Annotated in this window: 25 protein-coding genes; 14 read left to right on the top strand and 11 right to left on the bottom strand. The window is 39.0% G+C overall.

The genetic code is table 11. The annotated features are described in order from the left end of the window. Window positions 1-4: 4 nt before the first annotated feature. The 4 genes from AB4J89_RS13565 to AB4J89_RS13550 are packed head-to-tail and all read right to left on the bottom strand — an operon-like array spanning window position 5 to window position 3,990. On the bottom strand, window positions 5-634 hold the full coding sequence (locus AB4J89_RS13565) for an NADH:ubiquinone reductase (Na(+)-transporting) subunit D (protein ID WP_088493503.1): 630 nt from the start codon (window positions 632-634) through the stop codon (window positions 5-7). Next, the gene (locus tag AB4J89_RS13560; RefSeq protein ID WP_088493504.1) at window positions 627-1,415 is read right to left on the bottom strand and encodes a Na(+)-translocating NADH-quinone reductase subunit C; all 789 of its coding nucleotides are present in this window, start codon (window positions 1,413-1,415) and stop codon (window positions 627-629) included. Before AB4J89_RS13560 ends, AB4J89_RS13565 begins: the two co-directional genes overlap by 8 nt. Next, a complete protein-coding gene (locus AB4J89_RS13555; RefSeq protein ID WP_088493505.1) occupies window positions 1,408-2,646 on the bottom strand; it encodes an NADH:ubiquinone reductase (Na(+)-transporting) subunit B in 1,239 nt (412 codons plus the stop codon). Before AB4J89_RS13555 ends, AB4J89_RS13560 begins: the two co-directional genes overlap by 8 nt. A 3-nt stretch (window positions 2,647-2,649) precedes the next feature. Next, window positions 2,650-3,990, bottom strand: coding sequence for a Na(+)-translocating NADH-quinone reductase subunit A (locus tag AB4J89_RS13550; RefSeq protein ID WP_088493506.1), 1,341 nt, complete (start codon window positions 3,988-3,990; stop codon window positions 2,650-2,652). 415 nt (window positions 3,991-4,405) lie between these two features. Here AB4J89_RS13550 and AB4J89_RS13545 point away from each other — a divergent pair, with 415 nt between their 5' ends. Continuing rightward, window positions 4,406-5,173, top strand: a complete 768-nt coding sequence (locus tag AB4J89_RS13545; RefSeq protein ID WP_088493507.1) for a murein L,D-transpeptidase family protein — start codon at window positions 4,406-4,408, stop codon at window positions 5,171-5,173. On the opposite strand, the gene AB4J89_RS13540 is transcribed toward AB4J89_RS13545, so the two are convergent. Together AB4J89_RS13540 and lpcA are read right to left on the bottom strand one after the other, a co-directional pair. After that, entirely contained in the window at window positions 5,144-5,911 is a 768-nt protein-coding gene (locus AB4J89_RS13540; protein WP_368469594.1) for a class II glutamine amidotransferase, read from the bottom strand. The genes AB4J89_RS13545 and AB4J89_RS13540 overlap by 30 nt on opposite strands. A 53-nt stretch (window positions 5,912-5,964) precedes the next feature. Further along, window positions 5,965-6,543 carry a D-sedoheptulose 7-phosphate isomerase gene (gene lpcA, locus AB4J89_RS13535; protein WP_006534804.1) on the bottom strand — a complete coding sequence of 193 codons (579 nt, stop codon included), beginning with the start codon at window positions 6,541-6,543 and terminating at the stop codon, window positions 5,965-5,967. A 238-nt stretch (window positions 6,544-6,781) separates the two neighbouring features. Here lpcA and fadE point away from each other — a divergent pair, with 238 nt between their 5' ends. Beyond that, window positions 6,782-9,229: an acyl-CoA dehydrogenase FadE gene (gene fadE / locus AB4J89_RS13530; protein WP_311755404.1), complete on the top strand. Its 2,448-nt coding sequence runs from the start codon at window positions 6,782-6,784 to the stop codon at window positions 9,227-9,229. Window positions 9,230-9,338: 109 nt separating this feature from the next. Here the strand turns inward: fadE and lysA are convergent, their stop codons facing one another. Continuing rightward, window positions 9,339-10,580 carry a diaminopimelate decarboxylase gene (lysA, locus tag AB4J89_RS13525; RefSeq protein WP_088493508.1) on the bottom strand — a complete coding sequence of 414 codons (1,242 nt, stop codon included), beginning with the start codon at window positions 10,578-10,580 and terminating at the stop codon, window positions 9,339-9,341. A 113-nt stretch (window positions 10,581-10,693) separates the two neighbouring features. Here lysA and AB4J89_RS13520 point away from each other — a divergent pair, with 113 nt between their 5' ends. Continuing rightward, window positions 10,694-11,620 (top strand): LysR family transcriptional regulator, encoded by a 927-nt coding sequence (locus tag AB4J89_RS13520; RefSeq protein ID WP_088493509.1) that lies wholly within the window; start codon window positions 10,694-10,696, stop codon window positions 11,618-11,620. Here the strand turns inward: AB4J89_RS13520 and AB4J89_RS13515 are convergent. After that, window positions 11,597-12,517 carry a LysR family transcriptional regulator gene (locus AB4J89_RS13515; protein ID WP_088493510.1) on the bottom strand — a complete coding sequence of 307 codons (921 nt, stop codon included), beginning with the start codon at window positions 12,515-12,517 and terminating at the stop codon, window positions 11,597-11,599. The genes AB4J89_RS13520 and AB4J89_RS13515 overlap by 24 nt on opposite strands. Window positions 12,518-12,622: 105 nt before the next feature. On the opposite strand from AB4J89_RS13515, the gene AB4J89_RS13510 reads away from it, so the two are divergent. After that, window positions 12,623-13,495, top strand: a complete 873-nt coding sequence (locus AB4J89_RS13510) for an MBL fold metallo-hydrolase (RefSeq protein ID WP_088493511.1) — start codon at window positions 12,623-12,625, stop codon at window positions 13,493-13,495. Continuing rightward, window positions 13,483-14,151 carry a DsbA family protein gene (locus AB4J89_RS13505; protein ID WP_088493512.1) on the top strand — a complete coding sequence of 223 codons (669 nt, stop codon included), beginning with the start codon at window positions 13,483-13,485 and terminating at the stop codon, window positions 14,149-14,151. Before AB4J89_RS13510 ends, AB4J89_RS13505 begins: the two co-directional genes overlap by 13 nt. Before the next feature lie 123 nt (window positions 14,152-14,274). On the opposite strand, the gene AB4J89_RS13500 is transcribed toward AB4J89_RS13505, so the two are convergent. Then, window positions 14,275-14,928 (bottom strand): prepilin peptidase, encoded by a 654-nt coding sequence (locus AB4J89_RS13500; protein ID WP_368469590.1) that lies wholly within the window; start codon window positions 14,926-14,928, stop codon window positions 14,275-14,277. A 251-nt stretch (window positions 14,929-15,179) separates the two neighbouring features. On the opposite strand from AB4J89_RS13500, the gene rsmE reads away from it, so the two are divergent. The 4 genes from rsmE (at window position 15,180) to ruvX (ending at window position 18,003) form a co-directional block, all read left to right on the top strand. Further along, the gene (gene rsmE, locus AB4J89_RS13495; protein WP_165125430.1) at window positions 15,180-15,911 is read left to right on the top strand and encodes a 16S rRNA (uracil(1498)-N(3))-methyltransferase; all 732 of its coding nucleotides are present in this window, start codon (window positions 15,180-15,182) and stop codon (window positions 15,909-15,911) included. A 10-nt stretch (window positions 15,912-15,921) separates the two neighbouring features. After that, window positions 15,922-16,878 carry a glutathione synthase gene (gshB, locus tag AB4J89_RS13490; RefSeq protein ID WP_088493514.1) on the top strand — a complete coding sequence of 319 codons (957 nt, stop codon included), beginning with the start codon at window positions 15,922-15,924 and terminating at the stop codon, window positions 16,876-16,878. A gap of 142 nt (window positions 16,879-17,020) precedes the next feature. Next, complete coding sequence (locus AB4J89_RS13485; RefSeq protein ID WP_023581015.1) at window positions 17,021-17,584, top strand: YqgE/AlgH family protein; 564 nt, start codon at window positions 17,021-17,023, stop codon at window positions 17,582-17,584. Further along, on the top strand, window positions 17,584-18,003 hold the full coding sequence (ruvX, locus tag AB4J89_RS13480; RefSeq protein ID WP_088493515.1) for a Holliday junction resolvase RuvX: 420 nt from the start codon (window positions 17,584-17,586) through the stop codon (window positions 18,001-18,003). The genes AB4J89_RS13485 and ruvX overlap by 1 nt, the downstream gene beginning before the upstream one ends. 48 nt (window positions 18,004-18,051) lie before the next feature. Here the strand turns inward: ruvX and AB4J89_RS13475 are convergent, their stop codons facing one another. Next, window positions 18,052-19,056 carry a type IV pilus twitching motility protein PilT gene (locus AB4J89_RS13475; RefSeq protein ID WP_088493516.1) on the bottom strand — a complete coding sequence of 335 codons (1,005 nt, stop codon included), beginning with the start codon at window positions 19,054-19,056 and terminating at the stop codon, window positions 18,052-18,054. Between the two features lie 21 nt (window positions 19,057-19,077). Here AB4J89_RS13475 and AB4J89_RS13470 point away from each other — a divergent pair, with 21 nt between their 5' ends. Genes AB4J89_RS13470 through hemW form a run of 5 tightly spaced genes read left to right on the top strand, consistent with a single transcriptional unit; the run spans window position 19,078 to window position 22,913 of the window. Continuing rightward, window positions 19,078-19,776 (top strand): YggS family pyridoxal phosphate-dependent enzyme, encoded by a 699-nt coding sequence (locus AB4J89_RS13470; protein WP_088493517.1) that lies wholly within the window; start codon window positions 19,078-19,080, stop codon window positions 19,774-19,776. Window positions 19,777-19,790: 14 nt separating this feature from the next. Further along, entirely contained in the window at window positions 19,791-20,609 is an 819-nt protein-coding gene (gene proC, locus AB4J89_RS13465) for a pyrroline-5-carboxylate reductase (protein ID WP_088493518.1), read from the top strand. Window positions 20,610-20,627: 18 nt separating this feature from the next. After that, entirely contained in the window at window positions 20,628-21,185 is a 558-nt protein-coding gene (locus tag AB4J89_RS13460; RefSeq protein ID WP_088493519.1) for a YggT family protein, read from the top strand. A gap of 11 nt (window positions 21,186-21,196) precedes the next feature. Continuing rightward, complete coding sequence (locus AB4J89_RS13455) at window positions 21,197-21,790, top strand: XTP/dITP diphosphatase (protein WP_088493520.1); 594 nt, start codon at window positions 21,197-21,199, stop codon at window positions 21,788-21,790. Then, window positions 21,783-22,913 (top strand): radical SAM family heme chaperone HemW, encoded by a 1,131-nt coding sequence (gene hemW / locus AB4J89_RS13450; protein WP_368469585.1) that lies wholly within the window; start codon window positions 21,783-21,785, stop codon window positions 22,911-22,913. The genes AB4J89_RS13455 and hemW overlap by 8 nt, the downstream gene beginning before the upstream one ends. 115 nt (window positions 22,914-23,028) lie before the next feature. Here the strand turns inward: hemW and AB4J89_RS13445 are convergent, their stop codons facing one another. Beyond that, entirely contained in the window at window positions 23,029-23,979 is a 951-nt protein-coding gene (locus AB4J89_RS13445; protein WP_088493522.1) for a siderophore ABC transporter substrate-binding protein, read from the bottom strand. Window positions 23,980-24,092 lie beyond the last annotated feature (113 nt).

The raw sequence follows: 24,092 nt of genomic DNA, 5'->3' as shown, positions 1-24,092 counted from the left end.
GCGATTAGTCCTCTTCAACCTGTGCAGGTTTTAATGTACGTAATCCCCAAATTAGCAAGCCAATAATAAAGAACGCACTTGGTGCTAACAGGAATAAACCGTTTGGCTGATACCAGCCACCATTTTGGACAGATTCCATTACTGTAATGCCGAATAATTTACCAGAACCAAAGAGTTCACGTAAAAAACCAACAAGGATCAAGATAACGCCGTATCCTAAGCCGTTACCAATACCATCCATAAAGCTTTCGACAGGAGGTGCTTTCATCGCATAAGCTTCAGCACGACCCATTACAATACAGTTAGTAATGATAAGACCAACGAAAACAGATAGTTGCTTAGAAATTTCATACGCATAAGCTTGTAGTATTTGGTCAACAACGATAACTAATGAAGCAATAATCGCCATTTGAACAATAATACGAACACTACTTGGTATGTAATTACGAATTAGTGAAATAAAGAAGCTTGAGAATGCAGTAACCAAAGTTACCGCTATTGTCATCACTAATGCGGTTTCAAGTTTTGTTGTTACCGCCAATGCAGAACACACACCTAATACCTGTAAGGCAATCGGGTTGTTATCTAACAATGGCCCAAGTAAAACTCGTTTAATTTCTTTTGTATCAGCCATTGATCTCTCCTTCACGAACTTTTTTCAGGAATGGGCCGAAACCTTTTTCACCTAACCAGAAATCGAACATATGCTGGATACCATTTGAGGTCAGTGTTGCACCAGAAAGTCCATCAATGCCATAAGGATTACCAGCCGCTGCGCCGCTGCGCACAATTTTAATTGCAGGTACGCCTTCTTCATTAATTAAGCGCTTACCTTTCCACTGTGCTTTCCATTGAGGGTTATCAACTTCACCACCTAAGCCTGGCGTTTCACCATGAGCATAATAGGTAATGCCTTTAGAAGTCACACCATCAATATCAACCGCAATAAATGCATACATCACAGACCATAAGCCAGAACCATAAACAGGTAGAACGACTTCTGTAGTTTTGCCTTGTTCATCAAGAACAAAATACACTTCTGCGGTATTTGCACGTCGGCGAATTTTTGCTGCATCGTCTGCTGGAGATAATGCAATAGAAGTATCATCACTACGTAATGCAGCATTTAAATCAAAATTGCCTTTACTATCAGTCAGTTCACCTGTCTGGAAATTAACAATTTTTGCTTTAATACGAGAGTCATACACTTTCAGTACATCTGTAGCACTCATTTTAGGTACGAGCAGACCCGCAACATCAAGAATATTACGTTGTTTATCAAGAAGTTTTTGCTCTTCTTGTTTAGACTTCAGTCCAACAGCCGCTCCTGCTACTACCACGGAACACACTAGACATAGAATAAATACAACGAGGAACGTTCTTGCGACGCTATCTTTGTTTTTCTCTTTAGCCACGAGCTTTTCTCCGCTTAATATTCGCCTGAACAACCACGTAATCGAACAGTGGTGCAAATAAGTTTGCGAATAAGATTGCCAGCATCATACCTTCAGGGTAAGCCGGATTGACGACACGAATAAGCACAGCCATTACGCCAATCAAAATACCGTAAGCCCATTTACCTTTATCAGTAAACGATGCGGATACTGGATCTGTTGCCATAAACATCATACCGAAAGCAAAACCACCTAATACTAAGTGCCAGTGCCAAGGCATTGAGAAGAGAGGATTGGTATCTGAACCGATGAAATTAAATAGGTATGACATTGCAATCATGCCCACCATTACCCCAGCAACAATACGCCATGAAGCAATGCGAGCAAAAAGAATGACAGCACCACCGATTAAAATCATCAGTGTTGAAACTTCACCGATCGACCCTGGAATATATCCAAGGAAAGCATCCATCCAAGAGATAGGTTGTTGAGTGACGGTATTTACTAATGCACTTTCACCCGATACAGACCATTGTGACAATGGTGTTGCACCAGAGAAACCGTCAGCCGCAGTCCAAACTAAATCACCTGAAATTTGAGCCGGATAAGCAAAGAACAGAAATGCACGACCTGCCAATGCTGGGTTTAAGAAGTTACGTCCTGTTCCACCAAAGATTTCTTTCGCGATAACAACACCAAACGTAATACCTAATGCAGCCTGCCAAAGTGGTAATGTTGGCGGTACGATTAAGGCAAATAAGATTGATGTAACAAAGAAGCCTTCGTTAATTTCATGACCACGAATAAAGGCAAAAAGAACTTCCCAAAATCCGCCAACCGCAAAAACAACTAGATAAATAGGTAAGAAGTAAGTTGCACCAAGTAGCATCTTACTTGCCCAACCCGCATCTGTTGTTAATGATGCGCCGAGGAATTCAGCAAGGCGATAGTGCCAATCTGAAGCAATGATTTGCTGTAATTCAGCACCACTATATAACTGATTAAGTGCAGGGATCGCTTGATGACCTACGTTATACATTCCCCAAAACATTGCTGGGAAAACGGCTAACCAAACTAAGATCATCATGCGTTTTAGGTCAATGGTGTCACGAACATGACCGCCATTACGCGTGACAGTACCTGGCGTATAAAATACCGTGGTCACTGCCTCATAAAGTACGTACCATTTTGCTAATTTGCCACCGGGCTCAAAATGGTGCTCTACTTTTTCAAATAAATTTTTCAAACCCATGAGTTACCCTTCCTGCTCAATTTTGGTCAATACTTGGCGCAGTGCTGGGCCATACTCATATTTGCTTGGGCAAACATAAGTACATAATCCCAAATCTTCTTCATCCAATTCCAAACAACCTAATGCTTGAGAACTGTCAGTATCACCTACAACTAAATCACGTAATAAATGCGTTGCCATAATGTCTAACGGCATCACACGCTCATAGTTACCAATTGGTACCATTGAACGTTCGCCACCATTCATAGTGGTTGTGAATGCAAAGCGTTTATTTTTTAAGAAGTGACCGATGGTGGTACGAGTGATAGAAAATTTATCGCTACCCGGCATACCCCAACCAAATAACTCTTTATCACGACCTTCACGTAATACAGAAACTTGGTTATGGAAACGACCTAAATAGTGATGAGCCTCATCAGATTTCCATCCCCATAATACAGAGCCAGAAATAATGCGGTTTTCACCATCAACTAATTGATCTTTAGTTAACTCATAGAGATCAGCCCCTAAACGAGTACGCACTAAACGAGGTGCTTTTACTTGAGGGCCAGCTAATGCAACAACACGCTCTGTATATAAAGAACCTGTTGTAAACAGATAACCAATAGCAATAACATCTTGATAATTTAAATGCCAAACCATTTTCTTAGCACTAACAGGTTCTAAGAAATGGATATGCGTACCGACTAATCCTGCTGGATGAGGGCCTGCAAATTGGTTATAGCTAATTTGTCCGTCATTTAATTTTGTCGGTGATTTTTCACCATGACAAACATAGACTTTCCCTTCGGTTAAACGAGTTAAAACAACAAGGCCATCATTAAATGCCTTCTCATTTTGCTCAATAATAACCATAGGATCTGCTGCAAGCGGATTTGTATCCATTGCAGAGACGAAAATGGCAACAGGTGTTGTGCCTAAATGCGGAGTACGACTATAAGGACGAGTCCTTAACGCAGTCCACATTCCCGAATTAACAAGGTTAGTTTCAACTTGTTCGCGGGTCAGGTCTGAAAGCGTTGAGCTATCATAACGGTTAAAGGTAATTTCTTCGTCGCCATCAATTTCGATAACGATAGATTGGAACACACGACGTTCGCCGCGGTTAATTGCAACGACTTTACCACAAGCTGGGCTGGTGAAAACAACACCGGCATTCTTTTTATCTTCAAAAAGAATTTGCCCTTTCTTTACATGCTCACCTTCCGAAACCACCATAGAAGGACGCATACCGACATATTCTTCGCCTAGCAATGCTATGCGTCGAATCGCGGGTCCGTCTTCTATCACTTGGGCAGGCGCTCCTGCAATTGGGAGGTCGAGTCCTTTTTTAATTTTAATCATAAGATTTGCACAAGTTTATCAGTTAAACCCTAAGCTACAAATTCACCCCGAAAATGTAGCGACTCTGTAATAAAAACATCTTAAGGTGTTTTTGAACCCTAAGTTATTTATCTCCGATAATTGTTACTATTTTCTCTTATTCTGCCGAACTGAATTTTATCATCTCAGCCTAAACCTGTCTGACTATTCGAGTGATTTAGCTCAAGCAAATGGGAATATTATTTTGACTGAAACGTTAACAACTCGTATAAACCGAATTAAAATATCATCTTTTTCGACGAGCGCTTAAATTTCATACAGAATATTTTGTAAAAGAAAAGAAACCATATCAGATTTTAATTTACAAATTTATTGCTTCATAGCAATCTACGATCTACTTTATCAACAAATTTTAAGCTATTTTTCTGATAAAACCATGACCAGTCACGCAAAACTACTAATCAGTTTTTTAACATTAATGTTAACTTCCTTATTAGTTAACGCTGAAAACAGTTCAAAATTTCTAATGAAACCTGTCACAAAAAGTACAGGCCAGCCTATCTATATTCAGATTTTTAAAGAAGAGAGCTTACTTGAACTTTATACGGAAAAATTAGATGGGCAATTAGAAAAAGTACGTACTTACCCTATTTGTAGCTATTCTGGAGGTCTTGGTCCTAAAAAGTTTCAAGGTGATTTAAAAAGCCCGGAAGGTTTTTATCAGGTCAACTTTTCGCAATTAAATCCGAACAGTCGATTTTACCGAGCTATTAACCTAGGATTTCCTAATCAATATGATAAATCAAAAGGATACACCGGCGACTTTTTAATGATCCACGGGGCATGTAAATCGGTTGGTTGTTATGCAATGACGGATTCGGTGATGGACGAAATTTATCAGTATGCGGAATTAGCGCTACAAGGAGGTCAATCTACGATTAATATTCATATTTTTCCATTTAAGATGACCGCTGAAAATATGAAAAAACATCAGTACTCAAAAGATATAGATTTCTGGCAACAGCTTATGCCTGCCTATCAATATGTTGAAGAACGCAAACAAATTCCATCTGTTACCGTTCAAAATGGGCGTTATTCCGTTAATAGTACGTTGGCTTCATCTAATAGCGTAAGTCCTGTCCTTAACTTATCGCAAAATAGCGAAAGCAAATGGCTACAGAATACGCACACCACGATCAAATAAGACAAACTCGCCAGCGGGAATACGCTGCCAAGATTCATTTCCAGTCAATGGTAATGTTGAAATAACAGAAACCACATCATCTGATTGTGTGTGTTGCTGGAAATCAATTTCTATATCTTGATCAAGTAATTTTGCTTTGCCGAAAGGTGCTTTACGCGTGATCCAGTGTAAGTTAGTTGAACAATATGCCATTACAAATCGACCATCCGACAACAGCATATTAAAGACCCCTTTTTGCTTTAATTGAGAGGCTAAAATAGCGATAAAACGAAATACAGCTGGCCAATTCACAGGAGTTCGTTTATAGCGATTTTCAAGTTGATTTAAGATCCAGCAAAAAGCTTTTTCACTATCTGTCTGCCCTATCGCCCGAAAACGCCCTGTCTCAAGAGATTGATAACCTTTCAGTTGACCATTATGCGCATAAGTCCAATTTTTTCCCCATAATTCACGGGTAAAAGGATGGGTATTTTCTAAAGAGACATTACCTCGATTCGCTTGACGAATATGAGCGATCACAGCCTCTGATTTAATCGGGTACTCTTGAACAAAGCGAGCGACTGGTGAAATTGCGCTGGCTTGAGGATCTTTAAATGTACGACATCCCAATCCTTCGTAGAAAGTAATTCCCCATCCATCTTTATGAGGTCCTGTCTTTCCACCTCGAGGAATTAAGCCACTTAGACTGAAGTTAATATCTGTCGGTACATTTGCACTCATGCCTAACAACTCACACATCGCTCACTCCTTCTTGTCGATGTTTATTGCTAATTTATAGCAATATCAACAAATTATTTTTCCATTTCTTTTTCAATTAATTGGATCAGAATATGGATAACTTTGATATGAATTTCTTGAATACGATCAGCGTAACCGAAATGAGGTACACGAATTTCAATATCTGCTGTACCGTCCATTTTTCCGCCATCTTTCCCCGTTAACGTAATGACTTTCATGCCTTTCTCACGCGCAGCACTAATTGCTTTGATGATATTGCCTGAATTGCCTGAGGTTGAAATACCCAGTAGAACGTCACCTTCTTTACCCACTGCTTCAACATAACGAGAGAAGATATATTCATAGCCAAAATCATTACTCACACATGAAATATGGCTTACATCTGAAATAGCAATGGCAGGATAACCAGGGCGATTTTCACGATAGCGTCCGGTTAACTCTTCTGCAAAATGCATTGCATCACAATGAGAGCCACCATTACCGCAAGATAATACTTTACCGCCTGCTTTAAAAGAATCTGCTAATAACACCGCAGCTTTTTGGATAGCTTCAATATTTGCATCATCTTGAAGAAAGCGAGAGAGTGTATCTGCTGCTTCTGTTAATTCACCACGGATAAGATCTTGGTACATAGGATTTTTACTCCAGAAAGGGTAATCGAAATTTTCTGTTTCTCAGTGTAACGGATTAAATGTCATGAAAGAAGATACCTATTATCGACAAATGCTAACTTCTCTCATTTACGAATAATTTGTGAGCTATATTGTAATTAGAATGTAAATATATTGATAAAAGTTAGTGACTGGATTAGATCTAAATAACAAACAACAGGTCTGACCTCTGATCTCTTGCTAAATACAGGAGTTTATTATGACACTACTCAGTATCGTACTTTTTATTGTTCTTATTGGCGTACTTAGTTATCGCAAATTCGGTATTGCGGTAAGTAGCCTCGCACTTATTGCTTATACGTTAGTAATGGGTATCGCCAATATTTGGAGTTACTGGTTACTCCTCCCCGTTGCATTGGTTTTATTACCCTTTACTATTCCTTCTATTCGTAGAGCCTATATCTCAGTACCTGCACTTAAAGCATTTCAAAAAGTCATGCCTTCTATGTCTAAAACGGAACAAGAAGCCATTGATGCAGGTACAACATGGTGGGAAGGTGAGCTTTTCCGTGGTGCTCCCGATTGGAAACAACTTCATAATTACCCTAAACCACAGTTAACGGCTGAAGAACAAGCTTTCCTTGATGGACCTGTCGAAGAAGTTTGCCGTATGACAAACGACTTTGAGATCACACATGAATTAGCTGATTTACCTCCTGAAATTTGGCAATACCTTAAGGATAATCGCTTCTTCGCGATGATCATTAAAAAAGAGTACGGCGGATTAGAATTTTCAGCCTACGCTCAATCCCGTGTATTGCAAAAGCTGTCAGGAGTATCTGGTATTTTAGCCATCACCGTGGGTGTACCTAATTCTTTAGGCCCTGGTGAACTGCTACAACACTACGGTACTGATGAACAGAAAAAACGCTATTTACCCGGTTTAGCCAAAGGCGATGAAATTCCTTGTTTCGCATTAACAAGCCCTGAAGCGGGCTCCGATGCAGGAGCTATTCCTGACAGTGGCATAGTCTGTATGGGTGAATGGCAAGGCGAGCAAGTACTTGGTCTTCGTTTAACATGGAATAAACGCTATATCACGCTTGCCCCTATCGCAACCGTATTAGGATTAGCATTTAAATTACGCGATCCTGACCATCTATTAAGTGATGACGAAAACCCTGGCATTACCTGTGCGTTAATTCCAACTGATGTCAAAGGTGTTGAAATTGGTCATCGCCATTTCCCACTGAATGTGCCATTTATGAATGGACCGACTCGTGGTAAAGATGTTTTTGTCCCTATCGATTACATCATTGGTGGACCAAAAATGGCAGGTCAGGGCTGGAGAATGCTGGTGGAATGTCTCTCTGTTGGTCGAGGCATCACTCTACCTTCAAACTCTACTGGTGGATTAAAAAGTGTGGCTATGGCAACAGGCGCTTATTCTCGTGTCCGTCGTCAGTTCAAAATTCCAATTGGTAAAATGGAAGGCATTGAAGAGCCATTAGCTCGTCTGGCTGGTAACGCCTATCTTTTAGATTCAGCGGCAACCTTAATTACTACGGGTATTATGCTGGGAGAAAAACCTGCCGTACTATCCGCTATCGTAAAATATCATTGTACTCACCGAGCACAACGTGGCGTTATTGATGCAATGGATATCGTTGGTGGTAAAGGGATCAGCCTTGGGCCATCAAACTTTGTCGCACGTTCTTATCAAGGTTCTCCAATTGCTATCACGGTTGAAGGTGCCAATATTTTAACTCGTAGCATGATCATTTATGGTCAAGGTGCTATCCGTTGCCATCCTTATGTATTAGATGAAATTGCAGCGGCACGAGATAACAATCTACACGATTTTGACCGTGCTTTATTTGGCCATATCGGTCACGTAGCAAGTAATACCTTACGCAGCCTGTGGTTAGGTATCACCAATGGTCGATTAAGTAATTCACCAACTAATGATGAAACTCGTCGTTATTATCAACAGATTAACCGCCTGAGTGCCAATATGGCGCTGCTGTCTGATGTTTCAATGGGTGTTTTAGGCGGAAGCTTAAAACGTCGTGAGCGTATTTCAGCACGCTTGGGTGATATATTAAGTCATATCTTCCTCGCATCTGCCGCACTTAAGCGTTATGAAGATGAAGGTCGCCATACCGCCGATTTACCTCTCGTACATTGGAGCGTAAAAGAGTGTTTATACCAAGCTGAAAATGCAATTGATGAACTGCTACGCAATTTCCCAAGCCGTGCTGTTGCTGGCACTATGCGAGCAATTATTTTCCCACTGGGTAAAGCTCAAAAATTACCATCAGATAAATTAGATAGCAAAGTGGCGCAACTTATCCAACAACCGTCTGAAACCCGTGATCGCATTGGTAGAGGTCAATACTTAACACCAAGCGAGCATAATCCACATGGTTTAATGGAAGAAGCACTGCTGGATATTTTAGCGGCTGAACCTATTTTTGACCGTATTTGTCGCCTCTATGAGAAGAAATTTAACTTTACTCAATTAGATAAATTAGCGGACAAAGCACTGGCTGATAAACGAGTAACTCAAGAAGAGGCTGATATCTTACGTAAAGCAGAACAGAGTCGCTTACGGAGTATCAATGTTGATGAATTTGACTTTGATGCATTGGCGGTGCCAGCAAAAAAGCCGAAAGCTGACAAAGTCAAAACAGACAAAGCAGCCTAACAATCGAGATAAAGGGAAATATTTCCCCTGATAGAACACAAACACCTCATCACTTTTAGTCATGAGGTGTTTTTTTATTAAGAGCAAACTGTTAAGACCAAAAAATTAATTAGAGATCTAACTCCAATGCTAATAACTCTTCTATTGTTTGGCGACGACGAATTAATTGAGGAACGCCTTCTGTTATCAACACTTCAGGAATAAGTGGTCGGCTATTATAATTTGATGACATTGACGCACCATACGCCCCCGTATCATGGATCACTAAATAATCGCCCACCTGTGCTTGAGGCAATAAACGAGGAACAACCGTACCGCCCTCTTGCTGAGTAAAAACATCACCCGATTCACACAACGGACCTGCCACAATAGTCTCTTGTAATTCTGTCATTGGTTTTATTTGACCATGAGTGTCTAAAACTGAAATCTGATGATAACTGCCATACATTGCAGGACGCATTAAATCACTAAACCCAGCGTCCACCAGCACATAATGACGGCTTCCCATTGATTTAACGGCTCTCACTTGTGAAATCAATACACCGGATTCAGCCACTAAAAAACGTCCCGGCTCAATCTCTAACTCAACAGAATGCCCTAAGTGTTGTGCAATACACTGGCGTGCTTTATCCCATAAAGAAAAATAGTGATCCAAATCGACTGTTGCATCACCTTCTTGATAAGGCGTTGATAATCCACCTCCTGCCGAAATAGCTTGAATATCAACTCGAGAGGTAAGCACTTGCTCTACCATTGCATCGCAGACACTAGCAAGATGTTGATAGTCAACACCCGAACCAATATGCATATGAAAACCAACTAGAGTTAGATTATATTGCTGGATCACAGCTAACGCTTCTGGCACATCTTCATACCAAATACCATGCTTACTGTTTTCACCACCTGTATTGGTTTTTTGACTATGCCCATGACCAAATCCGGGGTTAACCCTTATCCAAACCGCATGACCTTGGTTGCGCTCACCTAATTGACGGAGCATATCAATAGAGCCAGCATTAACAGGAATATCTAACTCAACAACACGTTCAATGGTTCTTTCATCAAGTAAATCAGCCGTAAAGACAATCTCACTTTTTTCTCTGCCACCTTGATAACCGGCAACTAAAGCGCGTTCAATCTCGCCCAATGAAACAGAGTCAACTTTAACACCCTGTGCTTTCATTAAACGTAAAATATGAATATTGGAGCACGCCTTTTGAGCAAATCGAACTACATCAAAAGATTTAAGCTGGGCAATACGCTGAGAAATAGTATCGCCTTGATAAATCCATAATGGCGTTCCATAGGTTTGTGCTAATTGGTATTGAGCCATAGTTATTGATGTTGTCATGTTATCTACTCATAGAAGTCACTGGTGAATAAAATCATTATTTATGAACTTACAAGGGAATAAAAATATCAAATAAGCTACACTCTATTCATCTGTGATATAGGGATCTTAAGATGAAAGCTCTTTTTAATTGGCGACATATTGAAATTTTTCATGCAGTGATGACCACTCAAAATCTTACTGAAGCCGCAGAGTTACTGAAAACGTCACAACCTACTGTCAGTAGAGAGCTATCTCGTCTTGAACATCTATTAGCATTTAAATTATTTGATAGAATAAAAGGCCGTTTACAGCCGACAACTGAAGGGCTACGCTTTTTTGAGGAAGTACAGCGTTCTTATTATGGTTTAGATAGAATAATTAACGCTGCTGAAAATATTCGTCATTTTAACCAAGCAGAATTGAATATCACCTGCTTGCCTGCATTTGCTCAATCATTATTACCTTCAATCTGCCGACAATTTCTAGATAAATATCCTGATGTCAATTTAACTATTGTCCCTCAAGAATCCCCTTTATTAGAAGAGTGGTTATCCGCACAACATTACGATTTAGGATTGGTAGAACACACACAAACACCAGCAGGAACTCAACAAGAGACTGTGCTTACACTCAATGAAGTTGCAGTTTTACCCAAATCACATCCATTGTGTAAAAAACCATTGTTGTACCCTACTGATTTTCAAAATGAACGTTTTATTAGCCTGTCAGCCAATGATAGCTATCGACAATTAATTGATACCGTATTTATTAAAAATAGAATTGCACGACAGTTAGTAATGGAAACGCAAAGTGCCGCCTCTATTTGTGCAATGGTGAGTGAGAATATCGGCATTTCAATTGTTAACCCTATTACCGCACTTGATTACTTAGATAAGTCTATTTGCCTTCGTCCTTTGAGCTTTACTATCCCTTTTACCATCAGCTTAATTACCCCATCACATCGCCCTTCATCACAACTTGTTACCTATTTTATTGATGTGATGAAAGAAACATTATCAGATTATCCTAAACGGCTAACCCAAGCTTTTACCCGATAAAGCAAGCCAATAAGGTGATGATGAAAACCACTCTACTAAGAAATCCAGCAATACTCTAACGGCAGCGGGCATATTTTGCCGGCTCGCTAAAACCGCATAAATTCCCATCGGCTGAGCTTGATAGTCAGACAAAATTTGTTCTAATTCACCACTTTCAATATAAGGTTTGGCTGAGTAATAAGGTTGTAGCGATATACCAGCTCCTTTTAACGTAGCTTGCAATAAAACAACCGATTCATTTGCGCTTAAATTCCCCCCAACAGGTACTGAATAACGTTCGTCACCTAAATTAAATTCCCACAAGCTACGACCAAAAAATCGGTAAGTTAAACATTGATGCTGAGCGAGTTCATCTGGCGTTTGAGGTATACCTTTTTTTGCTAAGTAATCTTTATGAGCACATACCACAGAAAGACATGTCGCGAGCGAGCGTGCGATTAAGTTAGGCTCAAGGTGATTCGTAATACGCAATGCAATATCAATACGTTCTTCCACCAAATTCACGGTTTGATTAGTAATTTGCAAATCAACCGCAATTAAAGGATAACGCTGCATAAATTCACATATTGCCACTGACAAAATACTATTTGCTAATGATTGTGAACTGGTAATACGAACAAGCCCACTGATTTGATGACGCTCTTTAGGAATATTAGCGGGTATACGTTCGGCCATTTCTAATAGCTGTACACTCTGTTCATATACCATTTCGCCTACTGATGTTAGGCTTTGTTTGCGTGTTGTTCTATGCAATAAGCGCACTCCTGCCCACTCTTCCATCTCATTTAAATAACGCGTCACCATAGCTCTAGACATACCTAGATAATCAGCAGCTTTTATCATGCTCCCCTGCTTCACAATAGTTACAAACACTTCTGATGCTTTTATTTTATCCATTTGATTTACTCGATTTACGCAACAATCAATTGCCTAAAATAGGGTTTTTCTCTTGTTTTATGCAACATATTATAGTCAGCAACAACATTATGGAGAAAACAAAAGATGAAAAAATTACTTCCTTTAACACTTGCAACTACCGCATTCTTCGCAACATCAGCATTAGCAACTGATTTAACATTAGATATATATAACCCAGGAGAAGCGAGTGTTTTCCCTGTTTCTTCTGAAATTATTTATGGCGATAAAGATGCCGTTTTAATTGATGCACAATTTCAAAAAAATGATGCTCAAGCTTTGGTTGATAAAATAAAAGCCTCTGGAAAAAATCTGACTTATATCTATATCAGCCATTCTGATCCTGACTTTTATTTTGGGTTAGATGTTATTACTGATGCATTTCCAAATGCTAAAGTGATTGCAACAGCACCCACAATTAAAGCCATTAATGAAACTCAAGCAGGAAAACTTGCCTACTGGGGGCCTGTACTTAAAGAAAATGCCCCTCAGAAAATCATCATTCCTGAAGTATTAAAAGGTGATAGTTTTTCTCTAGAAGGGGAAACCATTTCAGTCAAAGGCTTAGATGGACAATCTCCAGATAGAACATACCTTTATGTTCCAAAACTTAATGCAGTAATGGGTGGTGTTTTAGTCTCTGAAAATATTCATGTTTGGTTAGCCGATACTCAAACTGTGGAAGAGCGCCAACATTGGGTTAGTTCGTTACAGCAAATAAAATCACTATCCCCAAAAACCGTTATTCCTGGTCACTATTTACCAAAAGCAACGTATGACCTACAAGCTGTTGACTTCACAATGAATTACCTAATTGAGGCTGAGAAAAATCTTGAAAAAACGAAAAATTCAGATGAATTTATTGCAGCAATGGAAAAAAATCATCAGAATTTAGCAGATAAATCAAGCCTAGAACTTAGTGCAAAAGTACTAAAAGGAGAGATGCAGTGGCCTCAGTAGCAAGCAATACAGGTAATACCCAAGGTACTAAAATATTGCACTATGTTTATGATCCTCTTTGTGGTTGGTGCTATGGCATTGCTCCCCTGATTGAAGCGGTAAGCAATACGTTTCCAAATTCCATTAAGTTGCATGGTGGTGGATTGTTTACACCAGCAAGAGCTGTAACGGGTGGTCAATCATGGAAAGAGCATGTTACGCCAATTGATGAGCGTATTAGTCAATTATCAGGTCAAGTTTTTAGTCATGCATATCATGACGCTCTTGGTAACACTGAAATGGTATTAAACTCACTGCTACCTATTTCAGCCGTTCTTGTTGCTGAAATAATGGGAAAGCGAGATGTTTATTTACTAAAAGCATTGCAAGAAGCCTATTACCTTGATGGATTAAATATCAGTGATAAAGACACTCTGCTATTTATTGTAAAAAAACTTGGTTTTGATGTTGAGCAGTTTGCATCCTTACTGTCTGAAATTAGTGAAACACAAATTCAGCAACATTTAAGCCAGACACAACAATTAATGTCCCAAGTTAATGGCCGCGGTTTTCCGACTTTATTTATTGAAGATAACCAAGGTTACCACCTGATACCAGTTGAAAAATATTTAGGTGATACAAAACGTTGGCAGCAATTTATACAAGAAAACCTATAATCTTCTTTTCAGTGTGCTGATTAATTTCCGCACACTGCTTTCTTTATTTCGGTTCTTATTATTTTCTTTTTTATACATATCTAAAAATTTTAAATCCTTTTAAAATCAAATAATTGAAATCAATTAGTTGAAATAACTGTAAGGCGAAAAGTTGAAACCTAATACCATCAATGTTGAAAATGAAAGGCAAGAGCCAAATGCCACTTTTTTGATATGGTCTTTTGTTGCTATTAATACCGCACAATACACACTTAACCCTAAAAAAGAGCCCAGCAAAAGAATATACGGTAATTTTTCAAATCCACACCATGCCCCAATAGCACCAAATAATTTCACATCACCAAAACCTAAAACACATTTTTGGCAAATGAAATATCCCCATAAATAGATGCTATAAAAAAGTCCAACACCACCTAAAAAACCATAAAAAGCATGATTGAAAGGTATTAATCCACATACTGTGTAATTACACAATAACCCTAAAAATATTAGCCAATAAGTCAACGTATTAGGCAGAAGAAAATAATCAGCATCAAAGAAAGAGAGCATCAATAAATAAAAGCTTAATACTGAAAGTATTATCAATAAAGAAAATGAGTTAATTGAAAAAAACCAATATAAACAAACAATAGTATAACTCAGCGTAAGTTGTTTCCGTCGAGTTTTAGGTAACAAAAATAATAATGGAAAAGGTAGGCAAAACTTAATAAAAACAAAAAAATCAGTCAACAAAGAAAACAAAGGTGTTTTTATCAAACAAGAACGGCTTAATGGCATAAATATCTACTCCTTAGATACATCGTTATCCTTGTTAAGCAACTGTATAAGAGGCTCCATTTAATGCCGAGATTTTTCTTTAGAATGACAATGAAAACATGAAATTTTGCGACAAAACACTCAATAAGATCCACGCTATAATAACGACAAAAGCAAAGTGATAACTTGCATGCCATAATGTCATGCGTATGATGCATATCACATATTTTATTTATCACGGTTAACCATCTTTTACGTAAGGGTTTCACGTTATGCGTATTCCTCGCATTTATCATCCAGAACCGCTCACAGCAGGTACTCAAACAGCATTAGATGAAGAAGCATCTAATCATGTTGGGCGTGTATTAAGAATGTCTACGGGGCAAAAACTAGCACTGTTTGATGGTTCAAATCAGGTATTTGATGCTGAAATCATAGAAAGCACAAAAAAGTCAGTCACTGTGCAAATCAATGAAGGCATTGTTGATGATAAAGAATCCCCTCTCGACCTCCATTTAGGACAAGTGCTTTCACGAGGCGAGAAAATGGAGTTTACTATTCAAAAATCAGTTGAGTTAGGTGTTAATACGATCACTCCACTGATCTCAGAACGCTGTGGTGTTAAACTTGACCCTAGCCGTTTAGAGAAAAAACATCAGCAATGGCAAAAAATTATTATCTCGGCATGTGAACAATGTGGCAGAAATAGCATCCCACAATTAATGCCGGTGATGTCATTAGAAGAATGGTGTGCTCAAGATGATGGTAGTTTAAAACTCAATTTACATCCTAGGGCTAACCAAAGTATTAATACCTTACCCTTACCTGTTAAAAAAGTGCGCTTATTGATTGGCCCTGAAGGTGGACTTTCCCCTGAAGAAATCGCCATGACAGCAGAGCACCATTTTACTGATATTTTATTAGGTCCTCGTGTATTAAGAACTGAAACAACAGCGCTCACCGCAATCACCGCTTTGCAGGTTCGGTTCGGCGATCTGGGATAAAGGAGAAGTAATGATTAAATTAGGTATTGTGATGGACCCAATTTCATCCATCAAAATCAAAAAAGACACCAGCTTTGCGATGTTATTAGAAGCACAACGTCGTGGCTGGGAAATTCATTATATGGAGATGAACGATCTTTACCTACACCAAGGCGAAGCACGCGCTCACACTCGTTTACTCAGCGTAGAAGAAAACCCAGAAAAATGGTTTGAGTTTGGCAAAGAGCAAGATATTGCTTTAGGTGAACTTGATACCATTTTAATGCGTAAAGATCCGCCTTTTGATACCGAATTTATTTACGCAACCTATATTTTAGAACGTGCTGAAGATATGGGAACACTGATAGTTAATAAACCACAAAGCTTACGTGACTGTAATGAAAAACTCTTTACTGCATGGTTCCCAACATTAACACCAGACACCTTAGTGACTCGTGAAGCTAAGCATTTACGTGCTTTTCATGAAAAACACGGTGATGTCATTTTCAAACCATTAGATGGCATGGGTGGTGCATCAATCTTCCGCTTGAAAAAAGACGATCCTAACGTAGGTGTTATTATTGAAACACTCACAGACCACGGTCATCGTTTCTGTATGGCACAAAATTTCCTACCTGAAATTGTCGATGGTGATAAGCGCATTCTAGTTGTCGATGGTGAACCTGTTCCTTATTGCTTAGCGCGAATTCCTGCAAAAGGTGAAACTCGAGGCAACTTAGCCGCTGGTGGTCGTGGCGAAGCTCGCCCATTAACAGAAAGTGATTGGGCTATTGCGCGTCAAGTTGCACCTATCCTTAAACAAAAAGGTCTTATTTTTGTTGGATTAGATGTTATTGGCGATCGCTTGACTGAAATTAACGTCACAAGTCCAACATGTGCGCGTGAAATTGAAGCGGCTTATCCTGATGTTTCTATTACAGGCATGTTAATGGATGCAATTGAAGTACGCTTAAACAAGAAAAACTAACTTTTAGGCACTGAGATTAAAGGGTTTAAAAGTATGAACCTAGCCCCCACATATTAATCAATAAGCGGTATACATTAAGAAATACAATGTATAAAAGGGCTAGGTTTTTTAATAAAAATGATCAGGGAACAGTACTACTATTATGAATTTACTTAACCATTTTCTTATTGCTATGCCTTCATTAAGCGATCCGTTATTTGAACGCTCGGTCGTCTATGTTTGCGAACATAATGAAAACGGTGCGATGGGTTTAATTATTAATAAACCTATTGAAGATATCTCTGTGGAAGGTGTATTAGATCAACTGGAAATTTTTTCGACTGATAGAGATGAAGCAATTAGCTTACAAAAACCCGTGATGTCAGGAGGTCCAGTTGCAGAAGAGCATGGTTTTATCTTGCACACTCCAGTTTCAGGCTTTAGTTCTAGTATCAAAATTAGTGACAGCACGATGATCACAACTTCCAAAGATGTATTAGAAACCTTAGGTACAGCAAGACAACCAGAAAAAACATTAGTCTCTTTGGGTTATTCTAGTTGGGAACAAGGCCAATTAGAGAAAGAAATTTTAGAAAATAGCTGGCTAACAGTTGAAGCTTCACCTCAAATTATTTTTGATACCCCTATTGCTGAACGTTGGCATAAAGCCGCTGAATTAATTGGGATTAATATCCACACCATTTCACCGATAGCGGGTCACGCATAATGTCAAACAGAACGGTAATGGGCTTTGATTTCGGCACAAAAAGCATTGGTGCCGCTATCGGTCAAGAAGTTACAGGAACAGCAAGACCTTTAGCCTCATTTAAAGCAAAAGATGGTATTCCTGATTGGACTCAAATCGAAAAAATCATAAAAGAGTGGCAACCTGATCTCGTGGTTGTCGGCTTACCTCTTAATATGGATGGCACCGAACAGTTAGTCACTACTCAAGCTAAAAAATTTGCTAATCGCCTTCATGGTCGATTTGGTGTACAAATTGCCTTGCATGATGAACGCCTTAGCACCGTAGAAGCTCGTGCCCATCTTTTTGAGCGTGGCGGTTACCGTTCCTTAGATAAAGGCAGTGTAGATGCCGCATCTGCTGTTATTATTCTGGAAAGCTGGTTTGAACAGCAACTCTAAAAAATAGCTTCCAACGGATCATAGACACCTATTTTTACTTATAAGTTATCACTCAGCTTGAATTAAACCTTCATGTTGGCGTTGCTGCCGACTTAACATGAAGGTTTGCATACCGTATTCACTACCTGTTTGCATTAATGTTGTCACTTGGTGGTATTTTCCTTCTCTAATAAGATGCGAAATACCCTGTGTGACCTGCATTATTTCAAATAACGCCACACGTCCGCCTTCAATTGAAGAAACTAACTCTTGTGAAATTATCGCCCTTAAACTGCTTGCTAATTGTGATGAAATCCATTGTCGCTCATTACCTGTAAATACATTTGTCACGCGCTCAAGTGTTTGTGCCGCCCCTTGAGTATGCAATGTAGCCAGCACCAAATGCCCTGTTTCTGCTGCCGTTAATGCCAACTTAATACTTTGTGCATCTCTTAACTCGCCTAACATAATGACATCTGGATCTTGGCGCAGAGCGCTCTTTATTGCATTTGCAGTATGTTGAACATCTCGCCCTATTTCCCTTTGCTGCACAATGCTTTGCTTATTGCTATGTATAAACTCAATAGGATCTTCTAATGTCAAAATATGCTGACGTTGATATTGGTTTAAATGATTGATCATTGCCGCTAATGTCGATGATTTCCCACTTCCTGTTGCACCAGTCACCAAAATAAGTCCATGAGAATAGTTGTCTAAAAGTGTTGAAACCGACTTGGGTACTCGAAGTTTATCTAAAGAAGGAATTTGTGTTTCAATTATTCTTAATACAGCTGAAATGCCTTTTTGTTGGCGAAATAAATTAACACGAAGTCGCTGCCCACAAGACAGCGTGAGTGCTGTATCAACTTGCCCTTCATTCTCAAAAATTTGCTTTTGAGTGTTGCTCAAAAAAGGCAAAAACCACGCTAATAGACTATCAGAAGTGATAGGTTTACATTGATTTTGTTGATAAAGTATTCCATTGATCCGCAATCGTGGTACATCACCACAACAAAGGTGCAGATCCGAGGCGTTATGCTTTACACTATATGCAATTAAATTTTCCATTTTCATCTTATTATCTCCTGAGTTGCCATGAATACTATTAAACAGAATCTCGTCAATGTCAGGTCTCACATTGACACAGCAGCGCAGAAATGCGGCCGTTCTTCAGAAGAAATAACACTACTTGCAGTGAGTAAAACAAAACCTGCGAGTGACATCGAAAAAGCAATAGCGTGTGGACAAACTGAATTTGGTGAAAACTATGTCCAAGAAGGTGTTGATAAAATCAATTATTTTGCTGATAACCACACCTTAGTTTGGCACTTTATCGGCCCTTTACAGTCAAATAAAACACGCCTTGTTGCTGAGAATTTCGATTGGTGCCATACCATTGATAGATTGAAAATCGCTCAAAGATTAAGTGACCAACGTCCTGACTCATTGCCACCAATAAATGTCCTTATTCAAATCAATATTAGTGATGAGAACAGTAAATCAGGTATTAATCTGACTGAACTTGATGGGCTAGCGGCACAAATTTCTATTCTATCAGGTATTAAATTGCGCGGATTGATGGCTATTCCAGCACCTGAAAGCAATTATGACAAACAAGTTGAAGTACTAGAAAAAATGCATCTTGCATTTAAACAATTGCAATCTCAATATCCCGATATAGATACCTTATCTATGGGAATGACAAGTGATATGGAGGCTGCTATTGCTTGTGGTTCAACACTCGTTCGTATTGGAACAGCAATTTTTGGCGCAAGAGATTACGCGACTAAGTAAAAATAGAGGTTTATATGGAACATCGTAACATCGCATTTATTGGCGCTGGAAATATGGCTCAAGCCATTATTGCAGGATTGGTTCAAGGTGGATATCCAGCAAATAAAATAACCGTCAGCTCACCTTCTGCCATTCGCCGTGAACCACTAGAAAAAGAGTTCGGTATTCATAGTACTAATGACAATATTGATGCGGTTCAGAAAGCGGATGTTATTGTGTTGGCAGTAAAGCCACAAATGATGGAAGAAGTTTGTAAGCCCTTACAAAATATCGATATGAGCAAAAAGTTAGTCCTCACTATCGCTGCTGGCATCCCCGCTACTCGTTATAACGACTATTTTGCAACTCAATTACAGCTTGTTCGTATTATGCCAAATACTCCGGCTCTTGTAGGTAAAGGCTTAAGTGGTATGTTCGCTCACAATTCACTTTCATCTCAAGATAAACAGTTTGCCGATGAATTAATGAAAAGTGTCGGAACAACCGTTTGGGTAGAGCAAGAATCTGCCATCAATGATATTATCGCCGTTGCTGGTAGTGCACCCGCTTATTTCTTCTTGTTTATGGAATCAATGCAACAAGAAGCAGAACGTTTAGGTTTTTCACCTGAAGTGGCAAGAGCTATTGTGCAACAAGCAGCAAGTGGTTCTACCGCCTTAGCAGAGAAACAACACATGTTACCTTTCTCAACTTTACGCGAGCAAGTAACATCAAAAGGTGGAACGACCGCGGCTGCACTTATGCAGTTTTATGAAGGTAAACTACCTGAAAACGTCGCTTCTGCCATGCAAGCTGCGATTAAACGTGCGCAAGAAATGGAAAAACAATTTTAATTTCATCAGGGCCAACTAATGAATTTTTTAAATTTCGTCATTCTGACTCTTCTTCAACTCTACACATCCGTACTGCTATTACGTGTTTGGATGCAATGTGTCAGAGCTGATTTTTATAATCCTTTTTCACAATTTATCGTCAAGATCACACAGCCAATTGTTCGCCCATTGAGAAGTATTATTCCTTCTATTGGTCCTATTGATACAGCTTCAGTTTTACTAGCCTATATATTAATTCTACTAGGTATTATTATTCCATCTTACTTATCAGGAACATCAATTCCTTTCTCTTTAATGTTCCCATTTGCCTTTATTGAACTGCTCACAGCAGCAGGTAAGATGATTTTCTGGTTGATCATTATCCGCGCAATTCTTAGCTGGGTAAGCCAAGGTCGTAATCCAATTGATCGCCTTTTATTTCAATTAACAGAACCTTTAATGGCTCCAATTCGTCGTGTCATTCCAGCGATGGGCGGTTTAGATTTCTCTGCAATGATTGTTATTCTTGTGCTTTACGCCCTGAATTATCTGCGTGTAGACGTATTACAATGGCTACTTAGCGTAACGCTTTACTAAGGATAACACTCATGCAAAAAGTAGTTCTCGCAACAGGAAATCCGGGAAAGGTCAAAGAGCTAGCCTCTTTGCTTTCTGATTTTGGTTTAGATATTGTTGCTCAAACAGAGCTTGGTGTTGATTCTGTTGAAGAAACAGGCCTAACTTTTGTTGAAAATGCGCTGATTAAAGCACGTCATGCAGCAAAAGTAACCGGTCTACCGGCCATTGCAGATGACTCAGGTATTTCAGTAAATGCTTTAGGTGGTGCTCCGGGAATTTACTCAGCACGCTATGCGGGTGTTGATGCAAGCGATCAACAAAATCTGGATAAATTGCTTGATGCAATGAAAGATATACCTGCTGAAAAACGCCAAGCACAATTTAACTGTGTATTAGTTTATATGCGCCATGAAAACGATCCAACTCCGTTGATTTTTCACGGTATTTGGCACGGTGTATTAAGCACAGAAATGCACGGTGAAGGTGGATTTGGCTACGATCCTATTTTCTTTGTTCCGGAATTAAATTGTACTGCGGCACAATTGACTAAAGAGCAAAAAAATCAGCATTCGCATCGTGGTAAAGCACTTAAATTAATGTTGGATGCCCTTAAGAATGCTTAAGTTACCTCCACTAAGTTTGTATATTCATATTCCTTGGTGTGTACAAAAATGCCCTTATTGTGATTTCAACTCGCACACACTAAAAGGCGAAGTTCCACATCAGGAATATGTGCAACATTTACTCAATGACTTAGATGCCGATCTTATTCACGTTGGTTCACGTGAAGTCCAAACTATATTTATTGGTGGTGGTACACCTAGCTTATTAAGTGCTGAGTCAATGGCTGATTTACTCTATGGCGTCAAAGAGCGCATTGCTGTCAGCCCTAATGCAGAAATTACCATGGAAGCTAACCCAGGAACCGTAGAAGCTGAACGCTTTGCTGGATTCCAACGTGCGGGTGTCAATCGTATTTCTATTGGTGTGCAAAGTTTTGGTAACGATAAGCTTATTCGCTTAGGACGCATTCATGATGCTGATGAAGCTAAAAATGCAGCTCGTTTAGCCAAAGAATTAGGCTTACGTAGCTTTAATTTAGATTTAATGCATGGATTACCAGACCAATCATTATCTCAAGCGCTTTCGGATTTACAGCAAGCAATAGAGTTATCTCCACCGCATTTGTCTTGGTATCAATTAACCATTGAACCCAATACACAATTTGGCTCTCGTCCACCGAAATTACCTGATGACGATATGCTGTGGGATATCTTCTCAGAAGGCGATAAATTGCTGATAGCCGCAGGTTATCAACAATATGAAACATCAGCATATTGCAAACCAGGCTTTCAATGTGAGCACAACTTAAATTATTGGCGTTTCGGGGATTATTTAGGTATCGGTTGTGGTGCTCATGGAAAAATAAGCTTTGAAGATGGTCGCATCATGCGAACAGTAAAAACCAAGCACCCTAAAGGTTTTATGGAAGGTCGTTATCTCCACCAGCAAAATTTTGTTGATAATGATGACCGTCCATTTGAATTTTTTATGAACCGTTTTCGTCTATTAGAAGCATTTCCAAGACAAGATTTCAGCGATTACACTGGGCTTTCTGAAGACGTTATTCGCCATCAAATAGATGAAGCTTTGGCCTTAGGTTATATCAGTGAATCAGACACTCACTGGCAAATTACACCTCATGGCAAACTCTTCCTCAATTCATTGCTTGAGTTATTCCTTTAATATTGCTGATTTCAAATAACTAGCTTAAAAAAATGCCCATACTGATTAATCACAGTTGGGCATTTTTCTTTATTTCAAACCTTAAAACATCATAAAAATCTTAAGGTTAAATCAATTAAAGTGCGTTTTCTACTGCTTCAATTTGTTTAGTTAAGCTGTCTAAACCACCGCCAGAAAGATACCAAAGATCAGCTTGTAGATAAATAATACCGCTATTTTTATAAGCTGAGGTTGTTTTGATTACCTCATTTTCAAATGTTGCTTTGTCTAATTTATCAGCACCAATAGCTTCGCTACGATCCACAATTAAAATAACATCAGGATTAGCTTTTGCGATCATTTCAGGTGTTACAACACGACGTTTGCCTTTCTCTTCTTCAGCAACAGGCGGTAATTCGGCTCTTTTGGCTTTAACAACATCATAAACAACACTTTGATTATTAGGCATTAAATTGCCAGCGTTATGTAATAGTACTAAAACTTTTTTGTCAGATCCTGCTGCTTTTTTCTGAGCTTGCTCAATAACAGCATTTAATTTAGCAATTTGTTCTTGAGTCACTTGTTGTTTATCAAATAATTCACCTAATAATTTGATATTTGACTCAACTGAATTGAGATAATTTGCGCTGTTAGTACCTAAATTAACGGTTGGTGCAATTTTCGCTAAAGCCTCATATGATGCACCTTGGCGACCCGTAATAATAATTAAATCAGGTTTAATTTCGGCTAATTTTTCTAAGTCAGGCGCTTTCATACCACCAACATTAGCAACGTTACTTGCAATACTTCCTTTAATATAGGCAGGCGCATTACCTAACGGTAGCCCAACTACTTTATCGGCTAAACCTAACTGAACTAAAGAATCATAAAGACCAAAATCAAATAGAACCACTTTTGAAGGGTTCTTAGTGACCGACGTTTCACCTAATAGGTGTTTAATCACCATCTTGTCATTGTGCTGGCTAATAACTTGGTTAGGTTGGTATTCGATTGGCGTTTTGCTTAACGCAGAGAAACTGGTTACAGAAAGGATAGATGCGATAACTAAAGGAAGGATCTTCTTCATTAATTTTGCCCTGTTTAAGTGGAATACTCAAACAGGGCATTCTAAACAGCTCATCTCATAAGTCAATTGAATAAGAATGATTTTCATTATTGTTTTCAATTGTTGTGAGCTAG

Origin of the sequence: Proteus sp. STS61-E, assembly GCF_040932335.1 — a bacterium.
Taxonomy (GTDB): Bacteria; Pseudomonadota; Gammaproteobacteria; order Enterobacterales; family Enterobacteriaceae; genus Proteus; species Proteus mirabilis_B.
The sequence above is the reverse complement of the archived record's forward strand: the minus strand, read 5'-3'. Positions and strand labels throughout refer to the sequence as shown.

Excerpts from the sequence above, each read along its gene's own strand:
- AB4J89_RS13565 (WP_088493503.1), bottom strand. The coding sequence starts at position 634 with ATGGCTGATACAAAAGAAATTAAACGAGTTTTACTTGGGCCATTGTTA.
- AB4J89_RS13555 (WP_088493505.1), bottom strand. The coding sequence starts at position 2,646 with ATGGGTTTGAAAAATTTATTTGAAAAAGTAGAGCACCATTTTGAGCCC.
- AB4J89_RS13550 (WP_088493506.1), bottom strand. The coding sequence starts at position 3,990 with ATGATTAAAATTAAAAAAGGACTCGACCTCCCAATTGCAGGAGCGCCT.
- AB4J89_RS13545 (WP_088493507.1), top strand. The coding sequence starts at position 4,406 with ATGACCAGTCACGCAAAACTACTAATCAGTTTTTTAACATTAATGTTA.
- AB4J89_RS13540 (WP_368469594.1), bottom strand. The coding sequence starts at position 5,911 with ATGTGTGAGTTGTTAGGCATGAGTGCAAATGTACCGACAGATATTAAC.
- lpcA (WP_006534804.1), bottom strand. The coding sequence starts at position 6,543 with ATGTACCAAGATCTTATCCGTGGTGAATTAACAGAAGCAGCAGATACA.
- fadE (WP_311755404.1), top strand. The coding sequence starts at position 6,782 with ATGACACTACTCAGTATCGTACTTTTTATTGTTCTTATTGGCGTACTT.
- lysA (WP_088493508.1), bottom strand. The coding sequence starts at position 10,580 with ATGACAACATCAATAACTATGGCTCAATACCAATTAGCACAAACCTAT.
- AB4J89_RS13520 (WP_088493509.1), top strand. The coding sequence starts at position 10,694 with ATGAAAGCTCTTTTTAATTGGCGACATATTGAAATTTTTCATGCAGTG.
- AB4J89_RS13515 (WP_088493510.1), bottom strand. The coding sequence starts at position 12,517 with ATGGATAAAATAAAAGCATCAGAAGTGTTTGTAACTATTGTGAAGCAG.
- AB4J89_RS13510 (WP_088493511.1), top strand. The coding sequence starts at position 12,623 with ATGAAAAAATTACTTCCTTTAACACTTGCAACTACCGCATTCTTCGCA.
- AB4J89_RS13500 (WP_368469590.1), bottom strand. The coding sequence starts at position 14,928 with ATGCCATTAAGCCGTTCTTGTTTGATAAAAACACCTTTGTTTTCTTTG.
- rsmE (WP_165125430.1), top strand. The coding sequence starts at position 15,180 with ATGCGTATTCCTCGCATTTATCATCCAGAACCGCTCACAGCAGGTACT.
- gshB (WP_088493514.1), top strand. The coding sequence starts at position 15,922 with ATGATTAAATTAGGTATTGTGATGGACCCAATTTCATCCATCAAAATC.
- AB4J89_RS13485 (WP_023581015.1), top strand. The coding sequence starts at position 17,021 with ATGAATTTACTTAACCATTTTCTTATTGCTATGCCTTCATTAAGCGAT.
- ruvX (WP_088493515.1), top strand. The coding sequence starts at position 17,584 with ATGTCAAACAGAACGGTAATGGGCTTTGATTTCGGCACAAAAAGCATT.
- AB4J89_RS13475 (WP_088493516.1), bottom strand. The coding sequence starts at position 19,056 with ATGAAAATGGAAAATTTAATTGCATATAGTGTAAAGCATAACGCCTCG.
- AB4J89_RS13470 (WP_088493517.1), top strand. The coding sequence starts at position 19,078 with ATGAATACTATTAAACAGAATCTCGTCAATGTCAGGTCTCACATTGAC.
- proC (WP_088493518.1), top strand. The coding sequence starts at position 19,791 with ATGGAACATCGTAACATCGCATTTATTGGCGCTGGAAATATGGCTCAA.
- AB4J89_RS13460 (WP_088493519.1), top strand. The coding sequence starts at position 20,628 with ATGAATTTTTTAAATTTCGTCATTCTGACTCTTCTTCAACTCTACACA.
- AB4J89_RS13455 (WP_088493520.1), top strand. The coding sequence starts at position 21,197 with ATGCAAAAAGTAGTTCTCGCAACAGGAAATCCGGGAAAGGTCAAAGAG.
- hemW (WP_368469585.1), top strand. The coding sequence starts at position 21,783 with ATGCTTAAGTTACCTCCACTAAGTTTGTATATTCATATTCCTTGGTGT.
- AB4J89_RS13445 (WP_088493522.1), bottom strand. The coding sequence starts at position 23,979 with ATGAAGAAGATCCTTCCTTTAGTTATCGCATCTATCCTTTCTGTAACC.